35 protein-coding genes and 1 riboswitch are annotated in these 25,271 nt (G+C 39.0%); of the genes, 6 read left to right on the top strand and 29 right to left on the bottom strand.

What is annotated here, in order from left to right; genetic code table 11:
- Positions 1 to 28: 28 nt before the first annotated feature.
- The 4 genes from IGK70_RS00960 to IGK70_RS00945 form a co-directional block, all read right to left on the bottom strand.
- Positions 29 to 1,540, bottom strand: coding sequence for a glucosaminidase domain-containing protein (locus IGK70_RS00960; protein WP_104855927.1), 1,512 nt, complete (start codon positions 1,538 to 1,540; stop codon positions 29 to 31).
- A gap of 227 nt (positions 1,541 to 1,767) precedes the next feature.
- A complete protein-coding gene (locus tag IGK70_RS00955; protein ID WP_002356248.1) occupies positions 1,768 to 2,280 on the bottom strand; it encodes a transcription repressor NadR in 513 nt (170 codons plus the stop codon).
- A 10-nt stretch (positions 2,281 to 2,290) separates the two neighbouring features.
- On the bottom strand, positions 2,291 to 3,136 hold the full coding sequence (locus IGK70_RS00950) for a chorismate mutase (RefSeq protein WP_002363448.1): 846 nt from the start codon (positions 3,134 to 3,136) through the stop codon (positions 2,291 to 2,293).
- Between the two features lie 4 nt (positions 3,137 to 3,140).
- Positions 3,141 to 3,854 carry an NAD-dependent protein deacylase gene (locus tag IGK70_RS00945; protein ID WP_002403960.1) on the bottom strand — a complete coding sequence of 238 codons (714 nt, stop codon included), beginning with the start codon at positions 3,852 to 3,854 and terminating at the stop codon, positions 3,141 to 3,143.
- A 172-nt stretch (positions 3,855 to 4,026) separates the two neighbouring features.
- On the opposite strand from IGK70_RS00945, the gene IGK70_RS00940 reads away from it, so the two are divergent.
- From IGK70_RS00940 to IGK70_RS00930, 3 genes are all read left to right on the top strand, one after another.
- Positions 4,027 to 4,323 carry a hypothetical protein gene (locus IGK70_RS00940; protein ID WP_002356244.1) on the top strand — a complete coding sequence of 99 codons (297 nt, stop codon included), beginning with the start codon at positions 4,027 to 4,029 and terminating at the stop codon, positions 4,321 to 4,323.
- Between the two features lie 189 nt (positions 4,324 to 4,512).
- Positions 4,513 to 4,687, top strand: a riboswitch (Lysine riboswitch).
- Between the two features lie 194 nt (positions 4,688 to 4,881).
- A complete protein-coding gene (locus tag IGK70_RS00935) occupies positions 4,882 to 6,465 on the top strand; it encodes an ABC transporter substrate-binding protein/permease (protein WP_002381368.1) in 1,584 nt (527 codons plus the stop codon).
- 11 nt (positions 6,466 to 6,476) lie between these two features.
- Positions 6,477 to 7,217, top strand: a complete 741-nt coding sequence (locus tag IGK70_RS00930) for an amino acid ABC transporter ATP-binding protein (RefSeq protein WP_002356242.1) — start codon at positions 6,477 to 6,479, stop codon at positions 7,215 to 7,217.
- A gap of 44 nt (positions 7,218 to 7,261) precedes the next feature.
- Here IGK70_RS00930 and IGK70_RS00925 read toward each other — a convergent pair whose 3' ends face one another.
- Positions 7,262 to 7,846 carry a TIGR00730 family Rossman fold protein gene (locus tag IGK70_RS00925; RefSeq protein ID WP_002387512.1) on the bottom strand — a complete coding sequence of 195 codons (585 nt, stop codon included), beginning with the start codon at positions 7,844 to 7,846 and terminating at the stop codon, positions 7,262 to 7,264.
- 172 nt (positions 7,847 to 8,018) lie between these two features.
- Here IGK70_RS00925 and IGK70_RS00920 point away from each other — a divergent pair, with 172 nt between their 5' ends.
- The 3 genes from IGK70_RS00920 (at position 8,019) to IGK70_RS00910 (ending at position 10,399) form a co-directional block, all read left to right on the top strand.
- Positions 8,019 to 8,510, top strand: coding sequence for a GNAT family N-acetyltransferase (locus tag IGK70_RS00920; RefSeq protein WP_010819704.1), 492 nt, complete (start codon positions 8,019 to 8,021; stop codon positions 8,508 to 8,510).
- A 90-nt stretch (positions 8,511 to 8,600) separates the two neighbouring features.
- Positions 8,601 to 9,956, top strand: a complete 1,356-nt coding sequence (brnQ, locus tag IGK70_RS00915; RefSeq protein WP_104874216.1) for a branched-chain amino acid transport system II carrier protein — start codon at positions 8,601 to 8,603, stop codon at positions 9,954 to 9,956.
- Between the two features lie 131 nt (positions 9,957 to 10,087).
- Positions 10,088 to 10,399 carry a heavy metal-binding domain-containing protein gene (locus IGK70_RS00910; protein ID WP_002381365.1) on the top strand — a complete coding sequence of 104 codons (312 nt, stop codon included), beginning with the start codon at positions 10,088 to 10,090 and terminating at the stop codon, positions 10,397 to 10,399.
- A gap of 50 nt (positions 10,400 to 10,449) precedes the next feature.
- Here IGK70_RS00910 and truA read toward each other — a convergent pair whose 3' ends face one another.
- The 24 genes from truA to rplX all read right to left on the bottom strand — a co-directional run bounded on the left by truA (position 10,450) and on the right by rplX (position 25,258).
- On the bottom strand, positions 10,450 to 11,199 hold the full coding sequence (truA, locus tag IGK70_RS00905) for a tRNA pseudouridine(38-40) synthase TruA (protein WP_104855725.1): 750 nt from the start codon (positions 11,197 to 11,199) through the stop codon (positions 10,450 to 10,452).
- Positions 11,200 to 11,217: 18 nt separating this feature from the next.
- Complete coding sequence (locus IGK70_RS00900; RefSeq protein WP_002373841.1) at positions 11,218 to 12,015, bottom strand: energy-coupling factor transporter transmembrane component T family protein; 798 nt, start codon at positions 12,013 to 12,015, stop codon at positions 11,218 to 11,220.
- Entirely contained in the window at positions 12,012 to 12,881 is an 870-nt protein-coding gene (locus IGK70_RS00895) for an energy-coupling factor ABC transporter ATP-binding protein (RefSeq protein ID WP_002381364.1), read from the bottom strand. Before IGK70_RS00895 ends, IGK70_RS00900 begins: the two co-directional genes overlap by 4 nt.
- Positions 12,857 to 13,696 carry an energy-coupling factor ABC transporter ATP-binding protein gene (locus IGK70_RS00890; protein ID WP_104855724.1) on the bottom strand — a complete coding sequence of 280 codons (840 nt, stop codon included), beginning with the start codon at positions 13,694 to 13,696 and terminating at the stop codon, positions 12,857 to 12,859. Before IGK70_RS00890 ends, IGK70_RS00895 begins: the two co-directional genes overlap by 25 nt.
- 201 nt (positions 13,697 to 13,897) lie before the next feature.
- Complete coding sequence (locus IGK70_RS00885; protein WP_162783091.1) at positions 13,898 to 15,073, bottom strand: M20 family metallopeptidase; 1,176 nt, start codon at positions 15,071 to 15,073, stop codon at positions 13,898 to 13,900.
- Between the two features lie 15 nt (positions 15,074 to 15,088).
- Positions 15,089 to 16,288, bottom strand: a complete 1,200-nt coding sequence (locus IGK70_RS00880) for a membrane protein (RefSeq protein WP_002363456.1) — start codon at positions 16,286 to 16,288, stop codon at positions 15,089 to 15,091.
- Complete coding sequence (locus IGK70_RS00875) at positions 16,258 to 16,518, bottom strand: hypothetical protein (protein ID WP_002390254.1); 261 nt, start codon at positions 16,516 to 16,518, stop codon at positions 16,258 to 16,260. The genes IGK70_RS00880 and IGK70_RS00875 overlap by 31 nt, the downstream gene beginning before the upstream one ends.
- 45 nt (positions 16,519 to 16,563) lie before the next feature.
- Positions 16,564 to 16,947 (bottom strand): 50S ribosomal protein L17, encoded by a 384-nt coding sequence (gene rplQ, locus IGK70_RS00870; RefSeq protein WP_002356228.1) that lies wholly within the window; start codon positions 16,945 to 16,947, stop codon positions 16,564 to 16,566.
- A 73-nt stretch (positions 16,948 to 17,020) separates the two neighbouring features.
- Positions 17,021 to 17,959, bottom strand: a complete 939-nt coding sequence (locus tag IGK70_RS00865) for a DNA-directed RNA polymerase subunit alpha (protein ID WP_002356227.1) — start codon at positions 17,957 to 17,959, stop codon at positions 17,021 to 17,023.
- An 80-nt stretch (positions 17,960 to 18,039) separates the two neighbouring features.
- A complete protein-coding gene (rpsK, locus tag IGK70_RS00860) occupies positions 18,040 to 18,429 on the bottom strand; it encodes a 30S ribosomal protein S11 (RefSeq protein ID WP_002356226.1) in 390 nt (129 codons plus the stop codon).
- Positions 18,430 to 18,456: 27 nt separating this feature from the next.
- A complete protein-coding gene (gene rpsM / locus IGK70_RS00855) occupies positions 18,457 to 18,822 on the bottom strand; it encodes a 30S ribosomal protein S13 (protein WP_002356225.1) in 366 nt (121 codons plus the stop codon).
- 19 nt (positions 18,823 to 18,841) lie between these two features.
- A complete protein-coding gene (gene rpmJ, locus IGK70_RS00850) occupies positions 18,842 to 18,958 on the bottom strand; it encodes a 50S ribosomal protein L36 (RefSeq protein WP_002288710.1) in 117 nt (38 codons plus the stop codon).
- 32 nt (positions 18,959 to 18,990) lie between these two features.
- A complete protein-coding gene (gene infA / locus IGK70_RS00845) occupies positions 18,991 to 19,209 on the bottom strand; it encodes a translation initiation factor IF-1 (RefSeq protein ID WP_002356224.1) in 219 nt (72 codons plus the stop codon).
- Positions 19,210 to 19,419: 210 nt separating this feature from the next.
- A complete protein-coding gene (locus IGK70_RS00840; protein WP_002356223.1) occupies positions 19,420 to 20,070 on the bottom strand; it encodes an adenylate kinase in 651 nt (216 codons plus the stop codon).
- 86 nt (positions 20,071 to 20,156) lie between these two features.
- A complete protein-coding gene (gene secY / locus IGK70_RS00835; RefSeq protein WP_002359350.1) occupies positions 20,157 to 21,455 on the bottom strand; it encodes a preprotein translocase subunit SecY in 1,299 nt (432 codons plus the stop codon).
- Positions 21,456 to 21,896, bottom strand: a complete 441-nt coding sequence (gene rplO / locus IGK70_RS00830; RefSeq protein ID WP_002356221.1) for a 50S ribosomal protein L15 — start codon at positions 21,894 to 21,896, stop codon at positions 21,456 to 21,458.
- A 47-nt stretch (positions 21,897 to 21,943) separates the two neighbouring features.
- Positions 21,944 to 22,123 carry a 50S ribosomal protein L30 gene (gene rpmD / locus IGK70_RS00825; RefSeq protein WP_002356220.1) on the bottom strand — a complete coding sequence of 60 codons (180 nt, stop codon included), beginning with the start codon at positions 22,121 to 22,123 and terminating at the stop codon, positions 21,944 to 21,946.
- Positions 22,124 to 22,137: 14 nt separating this feature from the next.
- On the bottom strand, positions 22,138 to 22,638 hold the full coding sequence (gene rpsE, locus IGK70_RS00820; protein ID WP_002356219.1) for a 30S ribosomal protein S5: 501 nt from the start codon (positions 22,636 to 22,638) through the stop codon (positions 22,138 to 22,140).
- A 20-nt stretch (positions 22,639 to 22,658) separates the two neighbouring features.
- The gene (rplR, locus tag IGK70_RS00815; protein ID WP_002356218.1) at positions 22,659 to 23,015 is read right to left on the bottom strand and encodes a 50S ribosomal protein L18; all 357 of its coding nucleotides are present in this window, start codon (positions 23,013 to 23,015) and stop codon (positions 22,659 to 22,661) included.
- Positions 23,016 to 23,175: 160 nt separating this feature from the next.
- On the bottom strand, positions 23,176 to 23,712 hold the full coding sequence (rplF, locus tag IGK70_RS00810; RefSeq protein ID WP_002356217.1) for a 50S ribosomal protein L6: 537 nt from the start codon (positions 23,710 to 23,712) through the stop codon (positions 23,176 to 23,178).
- Positions 23,713 to 23,743: 31 nt separating this feature from the next.
- Positions 23,744 to 24,142, bottom strand: a complete 399-nt coding sequence (gene rpsH / locus IGK70_RS00805) for a 30S ribosomal protein S8 (RefSeq protein WP_002356215.1) — start codon at positions 24,140 to 24,142, stop codon at positions 23,744 to 23,746.
- Between the two features lie 35 nt (positions 24,143 to 24,177).
- Positions 24,178 to 24,363: a type Z 30S ribosomal protein S14 gene (locus tag IGK70_RS00800; RefSeq protein WP_002356214.1), complete on the bottom strand. Its 186-nt coding sequence runs from the start codon at positions 24,361 to 24,363 to the stop codon at positions 24,178 to 24,180.
- Positions 24,364 to 24,381: 18 nt separating this feature from the next.
- Entirely contained in the window at positions 24,382 to 24,921 is a 540-nt protein-coding gene (gene rplE / locus IGK70_RS00795) for a 50S ribosomal protein L5 (RefSeq protein ID WP_002356213.1), read from the bottom strand.
- A gap of 25 nt (positions 24,922 to 24,946) precedes the next feature.
- Positions 24,947 to 25,258 carry a 50S ribosomal protein L24 gene (gene rplX, locus IGK70_RS00790; protein WP_002356212.1) on the bottom strand — a complete coding sequence of 104 codons (312 nt, stop codon included), beginning with the start codon at positions 25,256 to 25,258 and terminating at the stop codon, positions 24,947 to 24,949.
- Between the last annotated feature and the right edge of the window lie 13 nt (positions 25,259 to 25,271).

Below are 25,271 nucleotides of genomic sequence, written 5' to 3'. Positions count from 1 at the left end.
CGTTCTTATTGACAAAGAGCTGATTTTTTTATTTATCTTTTGGAACGATATAGTTCATTAAATGTGTTTCATCAGCTGAGATTGTACGTGTCGAAACAACGTTTAATCCCTTCACGTTCATTTCAGAAATTAAGATGCTACCATCTTTAAAGACTTTTTCCACAAATGCGACATGACCATAAGTATTGTCTGCGCCTAAAACACCAGCTGGGAAGGAAACCGCTGCGCCTGCTTTTGGTGTACGACTTACTTTGTACCCGCGTGCACGACCTGTTTCGCCCCAATCTTGACCATTCCCCATTGTTAAGTCCACACGTTTACCTAATTGCGTAATACGGTTGTAAACATATTGTGTACAGTTGCCCCAAGCATAACTATTAAAGGTGTCATAGTTTTTGCCATTATAGGCTGGGAAATTTGATTCCATTGGTTCAACGGTTGCTTTTTCTTTATCATAATAAGTTAAATCGTATGTTTTAATTAACGCATTTAATTTCTTATGGTAATCTTTGTCCGTTGCGTATTTTCCTGTTAGGAAACGTGTCGCTTCTTTGTATGATTTGGCTTCCGTTTTCCAGACACCATGATAGAAATCTTTATTGGAATCTAAACCATTTTTCAATAATTTCGCATAATCTTCCATTGATTCTTTATACGTTGGATATTGACGGAATTTTGCTTCTACTGTGTATAGGTTACCGAAACCATTGTCTTCATAGGTAATAAAAGAAACAGATTGACCTTTGTAATCGCCTTTAATACCAAACAAATTGTAGTTTGGTTTCTGGCTTAATTTACTATTGCCGCTGCCACTTTCTAAAATTGCTTGAGCAATCATCACACTAGCATATAAGTTTTTGTCCTTGGCCACTTTCCGAGCAGATTCCCCGATTTCTTGAATAAACTCTTCTGTCTTCTTCGTTTTGCTGACCGTAAACGTCTCATCGTCTTCCACTAACCCAACCGTTTCATTTGTAACTGGTGGGACTATTTCGGGCTGCGGTGTTGACGCTGCTGGTTGTTCTACTGGCTTTTCAGCTGGCGCTGTTGGTGTCACTGGTTTCGCCGGCTGTTTTGATTCAGAAGTACTCGTGCCAGGTTTTGGCTGTTCTTTAGAAGAACTTGGTGTGGTCGTCGGCGTGGTACTTGATTCAGTTGTACTTGTTGACGTAGAATCTGTGGTTGACTCTGTTGTACTCGTTGAGGTGGAGTCAGTAGTCGATTCTGTCGTACTTGTGGATGTTGAATCCGTTGTGGAATCTGTCGTTTCGGTTCCTGACGTTTCCGTGGACTCCGTGGTTGTAGATTCACTTGATTCGGTTGAACTTTCTGTTTCAGTCGTTGATTCTTCTGTCGCTTCTGTTGTTTCACTAGTCGCTGTCGTTTCAGTGGCTTCAGCAGTTGTTGCTTCTGCGGTTGTTTCTGCGACAGAACTATTTTCAGCTACCAAGTTATTACCTTCTGCAAATGCGCCTACTGGCATTGATGAACCTAAAAGTAATAAGGTAGAGAATATGGCAAATTGTTTTTTCATACTCATTCTCCTTTTTTATTTTTCTCCATTTATTTTTATGTACCAACATAATAATTGACATAGTTATTGTTTAAATGGCTCCTTTTTTAATAGTATACTGTTTCATAAAAAATTTCTAGCAAAAAGTTAAAAAAATAGAAGAAAATTCACAAATTCTTCTATCTTTTTTTGGTAATTTTCTAAGAAAAAAAAGAAAGGGCTTGAACAAACATCAATGTCCTCTCTTTTTCTCGTTATCCTTCAAACAAAATACTTTTTTTTCGAAGCGCCTCTTTGATTTCTTGGAAAGTTTCTTCGTCTGCACAGCGAATAGTATGCAGATGGACGCCTCCTGTTAAAACTGATAGTAATGTAGCATGCTCTTTTTGATACTTGTCCATAAATTTATCAATATCTTTCTCTGATTGAATGCGCAAACTGCCGATTAATTCCCCATAAAGCGGATGTGCAATACTCACATCTACCACTTCTCCACCTTTGGCAACAATGACTGACAATTCTTCTCTCGTTTGTTCAGGCGTATGTTGACAAGCAATTTTCCGCTCAATTCCTTCTAAAGGTTGTTCCAACATATACCCTCGAGCTGTTGCGACAATTTCGACCCCTGTCGCCCGTAATAGAGCGACATCTCCTACAATAATTTGTCTGCTGACATCAAAAGCTTTTGCAAAACGAGTGGCACTAATTGGCTTTTCGGTCTCTCTTAATCTTTTAACAATCTCTCTTCTTCTGATTTCTCCATCCACGACCTTCGCCTCACTCTCCTAAATGTTTTTCTTGGAAACGTTTAGAGGCGTCCATAATTCCCTGGAAAGTCTCAGATAATGTTTCTTCATACTCGGCATTTTCAACATGATTCAGAATAGTTTCTAATACTTGTTGTTCTCTTTCAGAATCAAAAACCGCATGACCTGCTTTCTTTTTCACTGCAGCAATCTCTGCGACGACGTCCATCCGCTGTTCTAATAAACGGACTAGTTCCTTATCGATTTGGTTAATCTTTGCTCGTTGTTGTTCTAAAGAAGTTGTTGGGGCGTCATCTTCAGTCAATTCTTTAATTATCCGTGCTGGATTACCTGCGATCACACAGTTTTCTGGGAACGATTTGGTCACAACAGCACCTGCTGCCACCACTACATTATCGCCTAATGTTACGCCTGGAAGGACAATCGCTCCACCGCCAATCCAAACATTGTTGCCAATGATAATTCGTTTCCCTGATTCCATTCCGCTATTACGCTTGGCTGCTTGTAATGGATGCTCGGCTGTATAAAGTTGCACATTGGGGCCAAACATACAGTTATCGCCAATTTCGATTGGACAAACATCTAAAAAAACGTTATTAAAATTGGCATAGAAATTTTTTCCCACAGAAATGTTGTAGCCGTAATCAAATTGAATCATCGGTTCGATGTACGTCCCGACACCCACTTTTCCAAATGTTTCTTCTATTAATTGACGACGAATATAAGTGTCTGGTTGTTGGTTAATTAACGCCATTTGTTCACGGGCTTTTTTGCGATCAGCCACTAATTCAGGATCTGAGGCAAAATATAGTGCACCTGCGATCATTTTTTCTTTTTCTGATTTAAATTCTTCCATTCCGTTACTCCTTTATCGTTAATTCTGCAAATATCGTTTCGGCTTTCGCTTCTAAAAAATAATAAGGTTGTTGTAAAAATAGCGGCGTTTGATTAATGGCTAAAATAGTTGCCATTGGTTGTTTATAATGAATCAAATCGCAAAATGGATGCACTTGAAAACTCGTGCCGACAATCACGATTAAGTCGGCAGAAGCAACGGCCTGAATGGCTTTTTCGATTGCCTCTTCGGATAGTCCTTCTTCATACAAAGTAATAGCTGGACGGATTTGTCCATGACAATCAGCGTGCCGATCACTAAGCAAATAGTCTTGCCAAGGAACCGTTGCACCACAAGTTTGGCAATAACATTCATATAAATTACCATGAAAGTCCACCACTTCTTGGCTACCTGCTTTTCGATGAAGCCCATCAATATTTTGTGAAACAATTTTTCCCCGTTTCATTTGCTCTAATTGTGCCATTTTCTGGTGAATGATATTAGGTTGTGCGTCTGGATGATAGAGCGTTTTAACGAATTGATAAAACTTTTCTGGCTCTGTTTTTAAGCAAGTCCGGCTCAATAAGTATTCCGGTTGCTGGATTCCTTGATAGACACCTTTTAAGGAACGATAATCTGGCACACCTGAGGCTGTCGAGATACCCGCACCTGTTAAAAATGTGATTTTTTGTTGGGTTGCCAACCAATGAATTGCCTCAGCTTGCGTGATATCTTGCATATCGATTCAGCTCCTAATCTTCTATATTATAACGTATTTTAACATTAGCACCAAAAGTTTTTCCACTTTTTGAAAACTTCTTACCTATATATTGATTTATCTTGAAAGAGTTTGTGACAAATTTCTCAACTCGTGGTAAAATATGCATGAGTAAAAGTGAGGTGAAACAACAATGGTCGCATTTATTATTTATTGGGCTGCAATTATTGCCTGCATCGCTTGGGGCGTTTTAAGCATTTGGTTCTCTGTTTTTTATCTTTCTCGTAAAGAAAACGGAAATCTTTGGGCTTTTGCGTTCTTCAACGTTATCGCTATTATCGCCTTAGCAATTGTTTTATTAGTTTACAAAACTTGGGATTTCGGTATCTTAACTTACTCAAGTCTAATTTATACAATTTTAGCTTCTTTAGGTGTATTGACTGTTCTTCAAGCTATTTTAGGTCGTGAACCAAAAGCTGTCAAAGCTTAAGTAAAAAGCAACTGTTCCTTTAGGAATGGTTGCTTTTTTCGTATTAGTTTCTATTTCGTAGGGAAAATGTTACGCTAATTTCATGGTGTTTGTGTCCTCTTGATAAATTCCTTTGCTGGAACATATTGACTTTCTTCTGGATTTATCCTAAAATTAATAACTGAATTTAATAACTGAATAGTGCCTCAAAAAAGAGGTAGAGGTCGCGGTTTTTATTACGCTTGTGGAGTGAGAGGACACTGGGAAGCAAGTTTAGGATCAATCGCCGAAATGCATAACAGAGCCTCTTCTGTTGTGTGTTGGGACGTAAGTTAAGAGCTTGCGGACTGTCTTAGTAGTGATGCTAAGTTGTGCTATGTTTCGTTGAGGAATTTTTTTCGACATTACCTAGCAACCTTACATCTGTTTGGTTGTTTTTTTGTATTCAAAAATAGGTTGTGACAGAAGTATTCTCCTTTAAAAAGACAGAATCGCTTTTGCTCAGCTGATTATCAAAGCTTGTTGATTGAAAAAAGACAAAACGATCAATCAGACAAGAAATTTAAAGGAGAGAAAAAGATGAACAAAAAAGTTTTTTCATTCAGTCTACTACTTGTCACGCTATTTTCGTTACTTGGCATGACAACCAACGCTTCGGCGGAGGAAAATGGTGAATTTCGTGTCGGCATGGAAGCTGGCTACGCCCCTTTTAACTGGTCACAGAAAAATGACGCACATGGCGCAGTGCCTATTCAAGGCAACTCTTATGCAGGCGGCTATGATGTTCAAATTTCTAAAAAAATTGCCGATGGTTTAGGTCGTAAATTAGTAATCGTCCAAACCAAATGGGATGGCTTGGCGCCCGCCTTACAATCTGGAAAAATTGATGCCATTATCGCCGGAATGAGCCCAACCGCTGAACGAAAAAAAGAAATTGCTTTTACAAACCCTTATTATGAATCACAATTTGTCGTAATTGTAAAAAAAGATGGCAAATACGCTAATGCAAAAAGCTTGAAAGATTTAGCTGATGCTAAAATTACGGCTCAACTAAATACATTCCACTACGGATTAATTGATCAAATTCCAAATGTCAATAAACAGCAAGCAATGGATAACTTTTCAGCTATGCGAACAGCACTTGCTTCTGGCATGATTGACGGGTATGTTAGTGAACGCCCTGAAGGCATAACAGCAACTAGTGTCAATAAAGAATTAAAAATGTTAGAATTTCCAAAAGAAAATGGCTTTGATGCTAGCGCTGAAGACTCGCAAGTAGCAGTCGGCATGCGTAAAGGCGATCCAGACATTGAAAAAGTAAACAAAATTTTAGCAGGTATTTCTCAAGATGAACGGACAAAAATTATGGACCAAGCAATCAAGGATCAACCTGCAGCAACAGATAGTGATGAACAAAAAACAGGACTTATTAACGATTTCAAAAATATTTGGAATCAATATGGCGACATGTTTTTACGTGGTGCTGGTTTAACGCTATTTATCGCGTTAATTGGGACAGTTGTCGGAACAACCCTTGGTTTACTAATTGGTGTCTTCCGTACAATTCCAGATTCTGAAAACCCAGTCGCTCGTTTCTTCCAAAAATTAGGAAATTTAATTCTTTCTATTTATATTGAAGTTTTCCGTGGTACACCAATGATGGTTCAAGCAATGGTTATTTTCTATGGTTTAGCTCTAGCTTTTGGCATCTCTTTAGACCGAACAGTGGCCGCATTATTTATCGTTTCTGTGAATACTGGTGCCTATATGTCTGAAATTGTTCGCGGAGGTATTTTCGCAGTAGATAAAGGACAATTCGAGGCAGCACAAGCGATCGGGATGACCCATGGACAAACAATGCGTAAAGTCGTTATTCCCCAAGTATTACGTAATATTTTACCTGCAACAGGGAATGAATTTGTCATTAATATCAAAGATACGGCCGTGTTAAGTGTTATCGGTGTTGCAGATTTATTCTTCCAAGGGAATGCTGCTTCTGGCGCAAACTTCCAGTTCTTCCAAACCTTTACAATTGTCGGCATCATGTACTTGGTAATGACTTTTGTGATCACACGAATCTTACGTGTTGTGGAACGTAAAATGGATGGCCCTTCTGCTTACGTTAAAGTAGAAGAATTAACTGAAGAAGGAAAAGAAAGCTAGGAGGCAAACAGATGAGTGCAATTATTGAAATTGAACATTTACGAAAAAGCTTTGGCGAAAACGAAGTATTAAAAGATATCAATATGAACGTCAACAAAGGAGAAGTTGTCACCATTATCGGTTCTTCTGGTTCTGGTAAATCAACGTTACTACGTTGTATTAATTTGTTAGAAAAACCAACAGATGGCAAAATCATCTATAATGGTAAAAATGTTTTAGAACGTGGTTATAGTTTGCCCAAATATCGGACCCATTTAGGTATGGTTTTCCAATCATTCAATTTATTTAATAACATGAATGTCTTAGAAAACTGTACTTCTGGTCAGATGACTGTCCTAAAAAGAAACAAAGAAGAAGCCAAAAAAATTGCCTTAGAAAATTTAGAAAAAGTTGGCATGGCTCGTTTTATTGATGCCAAACCTGCTCAATTATCTGGTGGACAAAAGCAACGGGTAGCCATTGCTCGAGCATTATCAATGGATCCAGATGTTTTACTTTTCGATGAACCAACTTCTGCATTGGATCCTGAAATGGTTGGCGAAGTGCTAAAAACGATGAAAAATCTTGCCCATACAGGGCTAACAATGGTGATTGTAACACATGAAATGGAATTTGCGCGGGACGTATCCGATCGTGTTATTTTCATGGATAAAGGTGTCATTGCCGAAGAAGGGACCGCTGAAGATATTTTTGTCCATCCAAAAGAAGCTCGGACAAAAGAGTTCTTACATCGGATTTTAACGAAAAACTAGTAAAAAAGAGGCAGTCATTCTGGTTAGAGTGACTGCCTCTTTTGTTATTTTTTGTATTGACGAATCATTGGCGGTTCATAGGAATCAATAAATGCACCAATTTCTTCTAAGGAATCTGAAATGAAAATTTTAGCTCGATCCGCTTCTGTTAAGAAATTAGTTTCTACCATTTTATCAAAAAAAGCAGCTAGTAAATCATAGTAACCATTCACGTTGTATAAAATACAAGGATTCATATGTTCACCGACTCGGCCCCAAGAGATTACCTCGCTAATTTCTTCGAGTGTGCCGGGACCACCGGGTAAAGCTAAATACACATCTGCCAATTCAATCATCTTTTTCTTACGCGCATGCATATCACTGACTGTATGCATCTTTGTAATGCCATTATGTGCAATCTCCCGCTCCATTAAAAAAGTGGGCATGACACCAATTACCTCTCCACCTTCTGCTAAAAGCGTGTCAGCCACCGTACCCATTAGACCAACATTGCCACCGCCATAAACTAGATCATAGTGATTTTCTTTCATCCAAGCGGCTAACGCTACTGCAGCTTGCTGATAGATTGGCTCATTTCCCAGACTGGCGCCACAATATACTGCCATTTTTTTCACAAACATACCCTCCATTTAGATAGATTCTTTTTTACCATCTATCCTCTGGTAGCTATGGTAGCATATTTTGATTTTCTCGAAAAGGTGCAGCCACTTTTTTTTCGTTTTAAAAGTATTTGAATTTTCAGACAATAAATGCTATAGTCTTTTTATATTTTAAAATTTCAGAAAAAGGAGCCCTATTATCTTGTCTACCTCACTCACTATTCGCTTAGTTGCCGAAGCAGATTGGCCCGCATTACATGCCTTGGACCAAATCATTTGGACAAAAAAGAATACCCCTGCCGAGATACAACCACTCTCGCTTGCGGCATATCAAGAAAAAATGAAGGATGAAACGATTTTCGTTGCCATCAGCGGACAACAACTTGCTGGATTTATTGAAGTCCATCCGCCCACTTCGTTAGCAGCTCATCAAAAGCAATGGCTACTAAGTATTGGCGTTTCGCCAGATTTCCAAGGCCAAGGGATTGGTGGTACTTTGTTGTCGTATGTCAAAGATATGGCCCAGATAAGCGGGATTCATAAGCTGAGTTTGCGAGTAATGGCTACCAATCAAGAAGCCATTCGATTCTATAAAAAACATGGTTTTGTGCAGGAAGCACATTTTAAAGAAGAATTTTATATAAATGGACACTATTGTGATGATTATCAGTATGCTTATTTCATAGAAAAATAAGAAAACCAATGTTTTCTATAAAAACTGGTTGCTCTCTGTTTCTTCTTCTGTTATTTTAAATAATAAGACAATATTAAGGAGTGTGAATCTATGCAAAAAAAGTTAGTTTGGCGTGATTATCTATACGTTGGTTCAATGTTATTCGGTTTGTTTTTCGGTGCTGGAAATTTAATTTTCCCTGTACATATGGGACAAGAAGCGGGGGCTTCCGTCTTTTTAGCAAACTTGGGCTTCTTAGCCACTGGAATTGGCTTACCTTTTCTTGGTGTCATTGCTATGGGTGTTTCTAAAAGTTCAGGTGTTTTTGACTTAGCTTCTCGGATTAATCGTCGTTATGCTCTTATTTTTACCTTACTATTATATTTAACGATTGGTCCTTTCTTTGCTTTACCAAGGTTAGCAACTACTTCTTTTGAGATTGGTCTTGCACCATTTGTTCCTAAAGACTTGCAATGGCTGGTTCTTGCTGGTTTTTCCGCATTATTTTTCTTAGCCGTTTGGCTCTTCTCTAGAAAGCCAAGTAAAATCTTAGATTATGTGGGTAAGTTTTTAAATCCATTATTTTTAGCATTGCTAGGAATTTTGATTGTTTTAGCCTTTGTAAAACCATTAGGTCATGTGGCCAGTGCCGCTGTTGGTGAAAATTATATTTCAAGTCCTTTCTTTAAAGGATTTACAGAAGGTTATAATACGTTGGATGCTTTAGCTTCATTAGCTTTTGGGATTGTTGTCGTTTCCACTTTACGAAATATGGGCGTCGAAAAACCAGGAGATGTCGCTAAAGGAATGATTAAATCAGGTGCTTTCAGTGTTGTATTGATGGGGATTATCTATACCTTACTTGCTTATATGGGAACAATGAGTATCGGGGCTTTTCCAATCAGTGAAAACGGCGGGATTGCCTTAGCCCAAATTGCCAATTACTATTTAGGCCTACCAGGGAGTATTTTACTGGCTTTTATCGTAGTTCTTGCTTGTTTAAAAACCGGTATCGGCTTAAGCACAGCCTTTTCTGAGACTTTTGAAGAAATGTTTCCGAAAGTTTCCTATCAAAAATTCTTGGCAATTGTTGTTATTTTACCAGCTATTTTTGCAAATGTCGGCTTAACCAACATCATTCAATTTGCCGTTCCAGTCTTGATGTTCCTTTATCCACTAGCGATTACTTTAATGCTTTTGGTAATCATCAGTCCTATTTTCAAACATCGACGGGAAGTCTATCAAGCAACGACCTATATCACATTGATTGCTGCTGTTTTAGATGCATTAAATAGCGCGCCTGCCTTTATCAAAGATACGGCGTTTGTAACAACGCTTTTAGAAAAAGCCGGCCAATACTTACCATTGTTCACTATTGGCATGGGCTGGGTCGTTCCAGCAACGGTTGCTTTTCTAATTAGTTGGGTTTGGGTCATGATTTCTAAAAAAGATCCTATTCTTGATTAATTCTTACCAAAACGACACTAGAAAAATGCGGAAGCGCATCTTTTCTAGTGTCGTTTTTATGTATATTCGTTGTACCAAACTCTTGACTATGGTAAATTGAAGTTACCAACAAGTACTGGAGGAAATTGCCCATGTTAGTTACAACAACCGAGAGAATTAGCGGTCAAGAATATGAAATTATTGGAGAAGTTTTCGGGTTAACCACACGTTCTAAAAATATGTTTAAAGATTTAGGTGCTGGACTAAAAAGCGTAGTTGGCGGTGAAATCAAAGGTTACACTGATATGCAACGAGAAGCACGCGACCAAGCAATCGAACGTTTAAAAGCAGAAGCCTCTAAATTAGGTGCAGATGCCGTTGTGATGATGCGTTTTGATTCTGGCACAATTGGCACAGACATGCAATCTGTCGTGGCTTACGGAACAGCTGTTAAATACATCTAAATTTTACAACTAAAAAGACGCAGACCTTTTCTTGTAAGGTCTGCGTCTTTTTAGTTGTCATATTTCACTTCTGCTAAATATAATCCTTCTGGATGAGCAGTCGGACCCGCTAAATTTCGATCTTTGGCGGCGATAATTGCTGGAATCGCGGTTGGTTCCAGCCGCCCATTGCCGATTTTCAATAGCGTACCAACTAAAATCCGAATCATTTTGTACAAGAAACCATCGCCCCGAAAAGTGAATGTTAATTCATCCCCCGTTTCATTGACATGAACACTGGCTTCATGAATGGTTCGGACTTTATCTTCTACCGAACTTCCTGAGGCACAGAAAGAGGTAAAATCATGGGTGCCTAATAAATCAGGCAAAGCTTGTTGGATTTTTTCGAGATCAATGGGATACGGGAAATAACTAGCATAAAAACGTCGAAATGGACTTCGCGGTTTGCCAATATCCACTTTAAATTGATAGGTTTTTTCGATCACGTGATAACGTGCATGAAAGTCTTCTGAAACACGTTCCACGCTGCGCACAGCAATGTCTTCTGGTGTTTGTGTGTCTAACGCAAAGCGCATTTTTTCCAACGGACGTTCCTGCGGGTAATCAAAGTGAATCACTTGGCCCATTGCATGAACACCTGCATCTGTTCGTCCTGAACCAAAAACCGTCACGGAGCGTCCGTTATTCATGCGTGCTAACGTTTTTTCTATTTCTTCTTGAACGGTACGCTCATTAGGCTGCTTTTGAAAGCCATGAAAATGAGTGCCATCATAGGCAATGATTGCTTTATAGCGGGGCATAATTTTTCTTCACCTTTTCTAAGTTCTTAATACAAATAAGCCAATGGTTAACAAGACAAAGCCAAACATTACTATTGTATCTCGTAGGTGCCAATGAAGAATGCGGTATTTTGTCCGTCCTTCGCCACCTTGATAACCTCTTGCTTCCATGGCAGTCGCCAAATCTTCCGCACGATTAAAACTACTTACGAAAAGCGGAATTAACAGTGGAACAATAGCTTTCATTTTTTGAAGTAAGTTTCCTTCACCAAAATCAACACCACGGGCACGTTGAGCATTCATAATCTTTTCCGTTTCATCCATTAATGTTGGGACAAAACGTAAGGCAATTGATAACATCAATGAAACTTCATGAACTGGAAATTTCACTACACGAAGTGGGCGTAGCAAATATTCAATCGCATCTGATAACTCTAATGGTGCCGTCGTTAAAGTTAATAACGTTGACATGAAAATAATTAAAACAAAACGACAGAAAATAAATAGCCCATTCGTCACACCAAACTGGGTAATGGAAATAATTCCCCACTGAAAGTACACTTCTCCCCCTTGTGTAAACAAGGTTTGAAGAGCCACAGTAAACAGAATTAGCCATAATAATGGCCGAACACCGCGGATAAAGAAGCGGGCACTGATTTTTGATAATGAAATAGCAAAAGCAGTAAAAGCTGCTATTAAAACATAACTCTGCCAATTATTTGCTAAAAAGATAATCCCAATAAAATAAAAACTAGCTAATAATTTTGCGCGCGGATCTAAACGATGGATAAAAGAATCACCTGGAATATAGCGCCCAAAAATCAATTTATTCATCATTTTGCCTCACCTGCTTCCTGCATTTTTTTCAGAAGCTGATCGGCTAATTGATCGGCCGTTAATGGTAATTGCTCAAAAGAAAAGCCTTTTGCCACTAATTTTTCAGCAAATTCGGCTGCAGTTGGCACGCCTAATTGTTTTTCTTTCAGCCATTGTGTCTCTTGAAACACTTCTTGTGGTGCTCCCGCTCGGACGATTTGTCCTTTTTCTAAAACAATCACATGATCTGCGTAATTAGCCACATCATCCATCAAATGTGTCACTAAAACGATGGTCATATTGTGTTCTTTATGCAGACGACTAAACATCTCCATCATTTCTTTACGACCCTTAGGATCCAAACCAGCAGTCGGTTCGTCTAATACTAAGACTTCTGGTTCCATCGCTAGCACACCAGCAATTGCGACACGGCGCATTTGACCACCTGATAACTCAAACGGAGAATGTTGTAAGTATTTTTCATCTAAGCCGACTAAATCAAGCATTTTCTTAGCTAATTTTTTCGCTTCTTCGTCTGAAACACCAAAGTTTTTCGGTCCGAAAGCGATATCTCGCTCCACTGTTTCTTCAAACAATTGTGCTTCTGGAAATTGAAAAACGATCCCAACTTTTTTACGAATTGGTTTTAAATTCTTATTATCAGTTTCTGGCGTAATTACACGCTCTCCAATTGTCACTTGGCCTTTAGTTGGTTTCACCAAAGCATTCAAATGTTGTAATAACGTTGATTTGCCACTGCCAGTATGACCGACAATCGCTGTATAAGAGCCGTCTTGAATCGTTAAATTAATATCGAATAATGCCCGTTGCTCAAAAGGAGTATTGGGTTGGTAAGTAAAATCTACTTGTTTAAAACGGATGTCCATAACCAATCCACCATCCCTTCTTCTGTTAAATAATTCGCTGGCACAACAACGCCACGCTCTTTCAAAGCTACTTTTAATTTTTCAGGAAACGGTAAATCCAAGCCCATTTCAACAAGCGCTTCTCCTGCAGAAAAAATCTTTTCTGGTGTTCCCTCGTTTGTCAATTGTCCTTGGCGCATCACTAAAATACGATTCGCATTAGCCGCTTCATCAATATCGTGGGTAATAGAAATAACTGTTAAATTGCTTTCTTCTTTAATCTTTTGAATGGTAGCAATCACTTCTGCACGACCTTCTGGATCTAACATACTTGTCGCTTCGTCTAAAATAATAATATCTGGTCGCAAAGCAACCACACCAGCGATAGCTACTCGTTGTTTTTGGCCGCCAGATAGCCGAGCAGGTTCTCGCTTGGCAAAATCTAACATACGAACCCGTTCTAATGCATCGTGAACACGTTCGACCATTTCATCACGCGGAATACCTTGATTTTCTAAACCAAAAGCCACATCGTCTTCGACTGTTGAACCGACAAATTGGTTATCTGGATTCTGAAAGACCATTCCTACCATACGCCGGATATCCCAGACGTTTGCTTCATTTAATTCTTTGCCGCCAACTTTGATAGTCCCAGCAGCTGGCAGTAACAGCCCATTGATCGTTTTGGCTAACGTTGATTTACCAGAACCATTATGGCCAATAATAGCGACCCATTCGCCTTGTTGAATGGAAAAAGACACATCTTTTAAAGCGGGAGAAGCATCTTCTGGTTGATAATTAAATTGGATATTATTTAGTTCAATGATTGGTTGCATCGCGTACTCCCTCAATCTATTTATTCTTTCTAACACTACCAAAAAAGTAGCGTTTTTTCAATCATCTGTTCTGATTCTTCACACTATTTTTTATTATACCAAAAGAACGGTCATTATGGGAGCTCTTATCTGTCTTGACAGGTCTATTTTTCATAAAAATAACTTCTTGTTCTCATAAAACAAGAAGTTACTGATTTTCTTTTAAAAATGTGTCTTCAAATATTCAAACGCATATTGGGCATATAACTCAGCACCCATTGCCATCGCATCTTCATCAATATTAAAACGACCATGGTGATGTGCCCATTCCGTATCTTTCTCCGGATTACCACTTCCCACTAAGGCAAAACAACCAGAAGCATGTTCAGTATAATAACTGAAGTCTTCACCACCGGTTGTCGGCTCTTCTTGTCTTAAGGCCGCTTCACCAAAATTTTTCTTAATTAATGTTTGGGCAAACAAGGCATCCTGCTCATCATTAATCACTGGCAACGTTCCATATTGATAATCTAACGAAGCCGTCCCACCGTAAATAGCGGCTGTTTGTTCCGCATAGCGTTGTAGTGCCTGTTCTACTCGATTACGCGTTGCTACACTAAAGCAACGAACCGTTCCTTCTAAACGTGCATTCTCAGCAATCACATTAAAACGGGTCCCCACATCCATCCGTCCAATCGTGACAACTACTGGATCTAAAGGATCTGTCTCCCGAGAAACAATCGTTTGCAGATTCATCACGAAAGAAGAAGCTATGACTGCCGCATCAATACAAGCGTTTGGCATGGCACCATGGCCACCACGTCCTTTAAAATCAACAGAAAAAATATCTGCGGATGCGAAACTTGAGCCCACTCGACACGAAGCGGTTCCTACAGGCATTTGTGACCAGATATGTAAGCCAAATACATCATCAACACCGGTCATTGCGCCTTGCGCAATCATTGCTTTAGCACCTTGCGCATTTTCTTCAGATGGTTGAAAAATTAACCTTACTGTTCCCTGAAGTTCTTCCTGGATTTCTTTTAATACTTTAGCCGCTGTTACTAACATCGCGGTATGGGAATCATGCCCACATGCATGCATCTTGCCAGCTTCTAAAGATTTATAAGCTAAATCTTCATTTAATTCCTGTACAGGTAAGGCATCCATATCCGCCCGCAGCGCAACCACTCGGCCTGGTTTGCCGCCCACAATTTCAGCAATTAAACCCGTCGGTTCTGTTTTGCGATAAGTAATTCCCAATTGATCAAGAACTGCCGCGACTTTTTCTGTCGTTCGAAATTCTTCAAATTGTAATTCTGGATGTTGGTGTAAATCCCGTCGAAAAGCAATCATTTCTTGTGCATGCTGCATGATTAGTGCTTTGATTTTTTTCATACTTACGCCCCGTTTCTACAAACTTAATAAAATACTTGAAAAAATACCCGCTAAAATAACCGAAACAATGGTGACTGTTACGAAACCTGCCACTAACATCGGTGGCATTAAATGGCTCGTTAAAGCCGCCTGTTCTTGTTCATCTTCTGTCAATGATTGAATCACTTCATTCGTAATAATATAATCGGCTGGAAAGCCATATAAAGCTGTCAACGAAACAGCGAATGCCATCTCTTTACTCACACCTAATACACGACCAACAATTGCTGAAAAGATGTACATCCCGATAACACCAATCACAATAATCCCAATCATTGGTAAAAATAAATCCATCAACATTTCAGGTGTGGCTTGTTTTAAGCCATCAAAGACAAAAAGCATTAACCCTAAAATCGCAAAACCAAAGCTATTTGCTTTCTGCAATGGTTGCTTTTCTAAAAAGCCTAAAGACGTTGCAATCACGCCAAAACATAAACACAGCACAAAAGGACTAATCGTCACAAACGGTGCCGTCCACACAGAAACATAATAAGCGAGTGTGGCAACTAAGGCTAAACGTAAAATTCGTGAATAATCTGTATGATATCGTTTGGGTACTTTTTCAAATAGTTTAGGCACATCTGGTTCTGCTCCTGTTTCTTGCCCCTCTTGTTCATGAACCGGCTGCCATGTCCCTGCTCGATATTCTTGAAGCTTCCGCTTTCCTTCTTTTTTTAGAACAATTGAAGTTAAGGGATAACCAGCAAACCCTTGAATGACATAAATTAAAATTGCCAAAACCGAAAGTGAGGCTAAACCAGCTGATTGAGCCGCTTCTGACATTACTAATGAAGAAACTAAACCTCCTACTAACGGCGGGATTGCAACTAAAACTGTTTTTAAGTCAAAAACAAAAGTCCCTACAGCTAATAACAAGGCAATAATGCCCAGAATACCTGACAAAGCAATCACAATCGTTTTCCATTGATTAACCAATTCTTTAATAGAGAGCAGAGTGCCCATATTAGTAATCAACAGATACATTAATAAAGTGGCAACCACTGTAGGAATCCCTGCCACTTCCACAATATTTTGTGGAAAAATAGTCCAATAACCAAGAATAAATAAAACACCACAAACAAAAACAGATGGAATCCAAGCTTTTGTTTTGATAGAAACTACATCACCAATGTATAAAATAACCATCAGCAACGAAAAAGCAAACATTTGCGACATATAATTCCCCCTTCTACTAACTCAGATTGTTTAATTATCTGAAAATTCCAATTAATAATCAGTATAACAAACCGGAAAAGCTTCTGCAATGCTTTTAAGAAACAAAAAAGCTTTGAGAAAACAGCGTTTTCCCAAAGCAAAAAAAAATCACCTTTATATGATGAGTGCTCCCCTGCTAAAGCCATCTTTAGCAGGGAAAGCAGAGCTAGACTCGGAGTCGCCTCCAACATCATAACACTCTAAAAGAAACATCTATAAAGTGATCGGTTTATTAATTATTTAACAAATTCGATAACTACCATTGGTGCTGCATCACCGCGTCTTGGTTCTGTCTTCAAGATACGAGTGTAACCACCTTGGCGTTCCGCGAAACGAGGTCCTAAATCGTTAAATAGCTTTTGTAAAGCTGATTCAACAACGATAGACTCATCTTCTTCACGAACACTAGCAACTTCATTACGAACGAAAGTAGCTGCTTGACGACGTGCATGAAGATCTCCACGTTTACCTAAAGTAATCATTTTTTCTACAGTTGAACGTACTTCTTTCGCACGAGCTTCAGTAGTTACGATGCGTTCGTTGATGATTAAATCAGTTGTAATATCACGTAGCATAGCTTTACGTTGGCTTGATGTGCGTCCTAATTTACGGTAACTCACGTTGGGTTCCCTCCTTCGTTTCTGTTCTCACGAGCCACTGCTGTTAAGCAGGACTGGAAACTTCGTAAAAGTCTTAATCGTCCTTACGTAATCCTAATCCTAGATCATGCAATTTAAGTTTTACTTCTTCAAGAGATTTACGACCTAAATTACGTACTTTGATCATTTCTGGTTCAGATTTGTTTGTAAGTTCTTGTACAGTATTAATGCCTGCACGTTTTAAACAGTTATATGAACGAACTGATAAATCAAGTTCTTCAATCGTCATTTCTAGCATTTTCTCTTTTTGAGTTTCTTCTTTTTCCACCATGATTTCAGCGTTTTTCGCTTCGTCAGTAAGGTTTACAAAGATATCTAAATGCTCAGTCATGATTTTCGCAGCTAAACTTAGTGCTTCTTGAGGAATGATTGAACCATCTGTCCATATTTCCATTGTTAATTTGTCGAAATCATCACGACGACCAACACGTGTATTTTCTACTTGGTAGTTAACACGACGAACGGGTGTGTAGATGGAATCAACTGGAAGTACACCGATTGGCATATCTTCTTTTTTGTTTTCGTCTGCTTGAACATAGCCACGACCAGGTTTCACTGTTAAGCGAGCATGGAAAGTAGCTCCTTCAGCAACACTACAGATAACTAAATCTTTATTTAGGATCTCAACATCACTGTCCACGATAATATCGCCGGCAGTCACGGTAGCGGGTCCTGTAATATCGATCTCAAGGGTTTTCTCTTCTTCAGCATATAATTTCAATGCTAAGCCTTTAATATTCAAAATAATTTGTGTTACGTCTTCTCGTACACCTGGAATGGTTGAGAATTCGTGTAAAACACCATCGATTTGAATATTCGTAATTGCAGCTCCTGGTAAAGAAGACAATAAAATACGACGTAGAGAGTTACCTAAAGTAGTTCCGTAACCGCGTTCTAATGGTTCAACGACGAACTTACCATAATCTCTATTTTCATCAATTTTTTCGATTCTTGGTTTTTCAAATTCAATCATTCTTATCTATACCCCTTTCAAAACGAAAAGTGTCTTGTTCAATGACGTTCCTAATTCAAACTCAGAATGAGTGGCGCTCATTAAACACGACGGCGTTTTGGAGGGCGGCATCCATTATGAGGAACTGGAGTCACGTCACGAATTGCAGTCACTTCTAAACCTGTTGCTTGTAATGAACGAATTGCTGCTTCACGTCCAGAACCAGGTCCTTTAACTGTTACGTCTACAGTTTTAAGTCCATGTTCCATTGCCACTTTAGTTGCGGCTTCTGCAGCCATTTGAGCGGCAAAAGGAGTTGATTTTTTGCTTCCTTTAAAGCCTAATGATCCTGCTGATGACCATGCTAATGCATTACCATGTGTATCAGTAATCATTACGATTGTATTGTTGAATGTAGAATGGATATGTGCTACACCTGATTCTATATTCTTTTTGACACGGCGTTTACGACTAACTTTTTTTGCTGCCATGAAGTTCTAACCTCCTTCACTTAGGAATTATTTTTTCTTGCCTGCTACTGTTTTAGTAGGGCCTTTACGAGTACGTGCATTATTTTTCGTGTTTTGTCCACGAGTTGGTAATCCACGACGGTGACGGATTCCACGGTATGAACCGATTTCCATCAAGCGTTTGATGTTTAAGTTCACTTCACGACGAAGATCCCCTTCAACTTTTAACTTATCAATTTCCGCACGAATCGCATCTGTTTGTTCGTTTGTTAAATCACGTACACGAACATCTTCAGATACGCCAACGTTTGCTAAAACTTTTTTAGCTGTAGTGTTACCAATACCATAAATGTAAGTAAGAGAAACTACTACACGTTTGTCACGAGGGATGTCTACTCCTGCAATACGAGCCATTATTCGTTACACCTCCTAATTATCCTTGACGTTGTTTATGTTTTGGATTTGCTGGGCAAATAACCATAACACGTCCTTTACGGCGAATTACTTTACAATGTTCACACATTGGTTTTACTGATGGTCTTACTTTCATGATAATACCTCCTGTGGTTTTACGGAGTACAATTATTTAAAGCGATAAGTAATACGGCCACGCGTTAAATCATACGGTGATAATTCAACTGTTACTTTGTCACCAGGTAAGATACGGATGTAGTGCATACGGATTTTACCTGAAACAGTAGCAAGAACTTGGTGTCCATTTTCTAGTTCGACTTTAAACATTGCATTCGGCAAAGTTTCGACGACTGTACCTTCGACTTCAATCATATCTTCTTTTGCCACGCACAGTACCTCCTTGTACTTGTTTCGCGTTTTCACACGATAAAACGGCGGAAACTCCAGCTCCCACCTAGAAATTCTCAACTAACTTCGTTATTCATTTTGATGTCACAAAACTGTAGAAGTCGGACTGATATATTCTACCATATTTAGTTATGTTTTGGCAAGAGAAACTGAATACAACAACAGGGTTAAACTGCGGGCAATTGGAAATTAGTTTTCGTCAATGATTTTTTTCACATCAGAAAAAACAGTATCGATTTCGCGATTGCCATCGATTGTATGCATCAAGCCTTGTTCTTTATAGAAAGCTAAGATTGGTGCGCTACTTTCAATGTTGACTGCCAAACGATTTTTAACCGTTTCGGGCTTATCATCTTCTCTTTGGTAGAATTCATGTCCGCCACAGCGATCACAAGTGCCTTCAACTTTTGGCGGGTTGAATAATTTATGATACGTTGCGCCACATGTGCGACAGATGAATCGTCCAGCTAAACGCTCGATTAATACATCTTCTTCTACATGGATGTCAATGACAGCATCAATTTTTTTGTTTAATTCTTTAAGCATTGTATCTAATGCTTTTGCTTGATCCAGTGTACGTGGGAAACCATCTAATAGGAATCCTTTGTCTGTATCTGGTTCAGCAAGGCGTTCTTTAACAATTCCGTTTGTTACTTCGTCAGGAACCAGTTCACCTTTATCGATATAAGATTTCGCTTCTAGGCCCAAGGCAGTTTCATTTTTCATTGCTGCACGGAACATATCTCCAGTAGAAATATGTGGAATGCCATACGTATCAATGATTTTTTCTGCTTGGGTGCCTTTACCTGCTCCAGGTAATCCCATTAAAATGAGGTTCATATATTCTCCTCCTAATTTTAAAGACCGGCTTATGAAGCTAGCCATATGTGAGAATGGTGCTGAGGTAAAACCTCAACACTCGATTCTTACTTATTGATAAAGCCGACATATTGACGTTTCATCATTAATCCTTCTAATTGTTTCGTTGTTTCTAATGCAACCCCGATAACGATTAGTAAACTTGTTCCACCTAAACCGATTGATTGAGGTAAGTTCCAAACCATTTGCGCAATGATTGGAAGTAAAGCAACAAGTCCTAGGAAAATTGAGCCGACAACACTTAATCTCATTAACACGCCAGATACATATTCTTCTGTACCTTTACCTGGTCGCACGCTTGGAATGTAGCTTCCTTGTTTTTGTAAGTTTTCCGCTAATTTCTCAGGGTTTACTTGAACAAATGCATAGAAGAACGTAAACGCAACGATTAGGACAGTATAGATGATTGCCCCTGGAACTGTGTTATAACTGAAGATTTTTGTCATAATGTCATACCAATTTTCACCAGCGAATTTTGATGAGAAAGCTTGTAAAATGGCATTTGGTGTTGCAATTAACGAGCTGGCAAAGATAACTGGAATAACCCCAGCAGCATTTACTTTTAACGGTAAATAACTACTTGTTGGTGCACCAGAAACACGTTTTGTATATTGGATTGGAATCTTACGTTCTGCTTGTTGGAAGAACGTTACGACTGTAACAATCACCAAAATAGCAATAACTAAGATTGCAATGAAAATAACAGATTGCCAAATACGAGAAGACTCGATATTGACGAAGTAATCTTCATAGATTTCTTTGACTGCTCCTGGCAAACGGGAAATAATCCCGGCAAAGATAATCATTGAAACACCATTTCCGATTCCTTTTTCTGTAATTTGTTCACCCATCCAAGTCACAAACATCGTCCCAGCAGTTAAAATAACTGCAATCATCACAAAGGTACCTAAGGTTGGATTGTTGACAATCCCAGTTTGACTTAAGCTATTAAAACCAGCAGTGATCCCCATTGACTGAGCCACACCCAAGACAATCGTTAGATATCTTGTAGCTTGATTTAATTTCTTACGCCCAACTTCCCCTTGTTTTGACCATTCTACAAATCTAGGTACAATATCCATTTGCAATAGTTGAATAATAATAGAGGCTGTAATGTATGGCGAAACCCCCATCGAGAAGATAGAGAAGTTTTGCATGGCACTACCACTCACCATATTCAACATATTCAAAAAGGGTAAGCTACTTAAATCAGACAATCCCTTTGCATTCACCCCGGGCACAGTAATGTGCGCACCTAGGCGAAATACAAACAAGATTAAAACTGTAAATAAGATTTTTGATCTAATGTCTTTGACTTTAAAGGCGTTCTTTAATAGCTTGAACAATTAGATCACCTCGATTGAACCACCAGCAGCTTCGATAGCTTCTTGTGCTGATTTCGAGAATTTAGCTGCTTTCACAGTTAATTTTTTCGTTAACTCACCATCTGCAAGAACTTTGATTCCCGCTTTTTCGTTTTTAACGATTCCTGCTTCTTTTAGGACAACAGGAGTTACTTCTGTTCCATCTTCAAAACGGTTTAAAGTATCTAAGTTTACAACAGCGTAATCTTTACGATTAATGTTTGTAAACCCACGTTTTGGTAAACGACGGAATAATGGAGTTTGACCCCCTTCAAATCCTAAACGAACACCACCGCCTGAACGGGCTTTTTGCCCTTTTTGTCCACGGCCAGCTGTTTTACCATTACCAGATGAAGTACCACGTCCAACACGGTTACGTACTTGGCGTGAGCCCTCAGCAGGTTTTAATTCATGAAGTTTCATAGGTTTGGCACCTCCTTAAGCAATCTTCTATTACAAATCTATAAATCTTAAACTTCTTCTACGTCCACTAAATGTGAAATAGTGTTAACCATACCTTTGATTGCTTCATTGGCAGGTTTTGTAACAGTACTATTCACTTTACCTAAACCTAACGCTTTAACTGTAGCACGTTGGTTTTGAGGACGTCCGATAACACTGCGTTTTAAAGTAATTTTTAATTCAGCCATTATTTTTGTCCTCCTTAACCGATAATTTCTTCTACAGATTTACCGCGAAGTGCTGCCACTTCTTCGGCACGTTTTAATTGTTTTAGACCTTCAACAGTTGCGCGAACAACGTTAATAGGTGTGTTTGAACCTAGTGATTTAGATGTAATATCTGCTACACCAGCTAATTCCAATACGGCACGAACTGGTCCACCAGCAGCTACCCCAGAACCTTCTACTGCAGGTTTCATAAGGATACGGCCGCCACCGAATACGCCAATTACTTCGTGCGGGATAGTAGAACCAACCATAGGCACTTCAACTAAGTTTTTCTTCGCGTCTTCGATTGCTTTACGGATAGCTTCAGGTACTTCTTGTGCTTTACCAGTACCGAAACCAACGTGTCCGTTTTTGTCACCGACAACAACTAAAGCTGCGAAACGTAAACGACGTCCACCTTTAACAACTTTTGTTACACGGTTGATCGCTACAACGCGGTCTTCTAATTCCAAATGTTTTGGATCAATATAAACCATGAATGGTGTTCCTCCTTCTCCTAAAATTCTAGTCCATTTTCACGAGCAGCTTCAGCTAAAGCTTGCACGCGGCCATGGTAAAGGTATCCACCACGGTCGAAGACTACTTTTTTGATGCCTTTTTCAGCGGCACGTTCAGCAACTAGTTTACCAACAGCTGCAGCTGTTTCTGTTTTTGTTCCACCTGAAATTTCTTTATCCAAGGCAGAGGCACTTGCTAGCGTCACACCCGCTACGTCATCAATGACTTGCGCGTAGATGTTTTTGTTAGAACGGAAAATGTTCAAGCGTGGGCACTCAGCAGTACCAGAGATTTTGTTACGTACACGACGATGTCTCTTTTGACGTGTTTTGTTTTTATCTGGTTTTGTAATCACAATTTTCACCTCTTTGATTTAATGTTTACTACTAATATTTCAAGCAGTCAGCAGATTACGGAAAAGAGAAGCTGGCAGACAAGACAAAAGCATTTTATTGGAAAAATCCCATAAAATGACAGTTGCTTGTTGTTGACTTCTGTTTTCTACACAGCTGTTATTATTTACCAGTTTTACCTTCTTTACGGCGTACAAATTCACCAACATAGCGAATCCCTTTGCCTTTATAAGGTTCTGGAGGACGAACGCCACGGATGTTAGCAGCTAATTCACCAACAACTTCTTTGTTGATGCCTTTAACGATAACTTGTGTGTTCGCAGGTACTTCAAATGTTACGCCTTCTGGTGCTGTCATTTCGACAGGATGAGAATAACCAACGTTTAAAGTTAATTTGTTGCCTTGTACTTGGGCACGGTATCCGACCCCGATAAGTTCAAGTGCTTTTTGGAAACCTTCAGAAACACCAACAACCATGTTGTTGAAGTTTGCACGAGTTGTTCCGTGGATTGTTTTCATTTCTTTTGAATCGTTTGGACGAGTGAATGTCACTTCGTTTCCTTCGATGTTCATTTTGATATCAGAAGAAAATTCGCGTGTTAATTCACCTTTAGGTCCTTTAACTGTAATGTTGTTTCCGTCTTGCTTGATTTCAACACCAGCAGGAAGAACAACAACTTTATTACCAATACGGCTCACTTAGAGACACCTCCTTGTGTATTTTTTAGAATTACCATACGTAGGCGATTACTTCGCCGCCGATATTTTTCGCTCTAGCTTCTTTGTCAGTAATTACACCCTCTGATGTAGAGATGATTGCAATTCCTAGACCGTTTAATACTTTTGGTACTTCGTCAGCTTTTACGTATGCACGTAAACCTGGTTTAGAAATACGTTTTAAGTTTGTGATAACACGTTCTTCGTTTTTACCATATTTTAGGAAAACACGGATTACGCCTTGTTTGTCATCTTCGATGTATTCTACGTCGCGGATAAATCCTTCACGTTTCAGGATTTCTGCGATATCACGTTTGATTTTTGAAGCAGGTACTTCTAAAGTTTCATGTTTAACCATGTTCGCATTACGAATGCGAGTTAGAAAATCTGCAATTGGATCTGTCATGACCATTGAACTATTTACCTCCTTTATGCGAGTTTACTTGTTTACCAGCTAGCTTTCTTCACGCCGGGAATTTGACCTTTATAGGCAAGTTCGCGGAAGCAAATACGGCAAAGATGAAATTTACGATAAACTGAATGTGGACGTCCACAACGTTCACAACGAGTATAAGCTTGTGTTGAATGTTTAGCAGGACGTTTGTTTTTAGCAATCATTGATTTTTTAGCCACGTAGTTCGCCTCCTTATATTATTTTTGGAATGGCATACCTAATTGTGCCAACAATTCGCGAGACTCTTCGTCAGTGTTCGCTGTTGTAACAATTACGATGTCCATACCGCGTACTTTATCTACTAAATCATAATCAACTTCTGGGAAGATTAATTGTTCTTTAATACCTAAAGTATAGTTACCACGACCATCGAAAGCTTTTTTGCTGACACCGTGGAAGTCACGTACACGAGGTAAAGAAACTGTTACTAATTTATCTAAAAATTCGTACATTCTTTCGCCGCGTAGCGTTACTTTCGCACCGATTGGCATTCCTTCACGTAAACGGAATCCAGCGATAGATTTTTTAGCTTTTGTGATAAGTGGTTTTTGACCAGTGATTAATGCTAATTCTTCAACAGCTTTGTCTAAGTTTTTAGCATTTGATACTGCATCACCCACACCCATGTTGATAACGATTTTATCAACTTTAGGTGTTTGCATAACTGAGCTGTAATTAAATTTTTCCACCAATGATGGTGTTACTTCTTTAATATATTTTTCTTTCAGGCGGTTCATTCAGTAAGCCCTCCTTCCGCAATTTTTATTTATCTAAAACTTCACCTGTTTTTTTAGAAACGCGGACTTTTTTGCCGTCGACTTCTTTAAACGCAACTTTAGTAGCTTCTCCGTTTGAAGGATCAATCACCATTACATTAGAAACATGAATTGGCGCTTCCACTTCAAGGATTCCACCTTGTGGGGCTGCTTGGTTTGGTTTTTGGTGTTTTTTAACGACGTTGACACCTTCAACGATAACTTTATCTTGTTTAGGAAACGCTGCTAAGACAACGCCTTCTTTGTTTTTATCTTTACCAGTGATAACTTTTACTTTATCGCCTTTTTTAACAAACATTACTGTTTCGCAC

It is taken from the genome of Enterococcus sp. DIV0358 (assembly GCF_051713465.1).
GTDB lineage: Bacteria > Bacillota > Bacilli > Lactobacillales > Enterococcaceae > Enterococcus > Enterococcus faecalis.
Note: the sequence above shows the minus strand (reverse complement) of the source record. Positions and strands in the feature narration are given on the sequence as shown.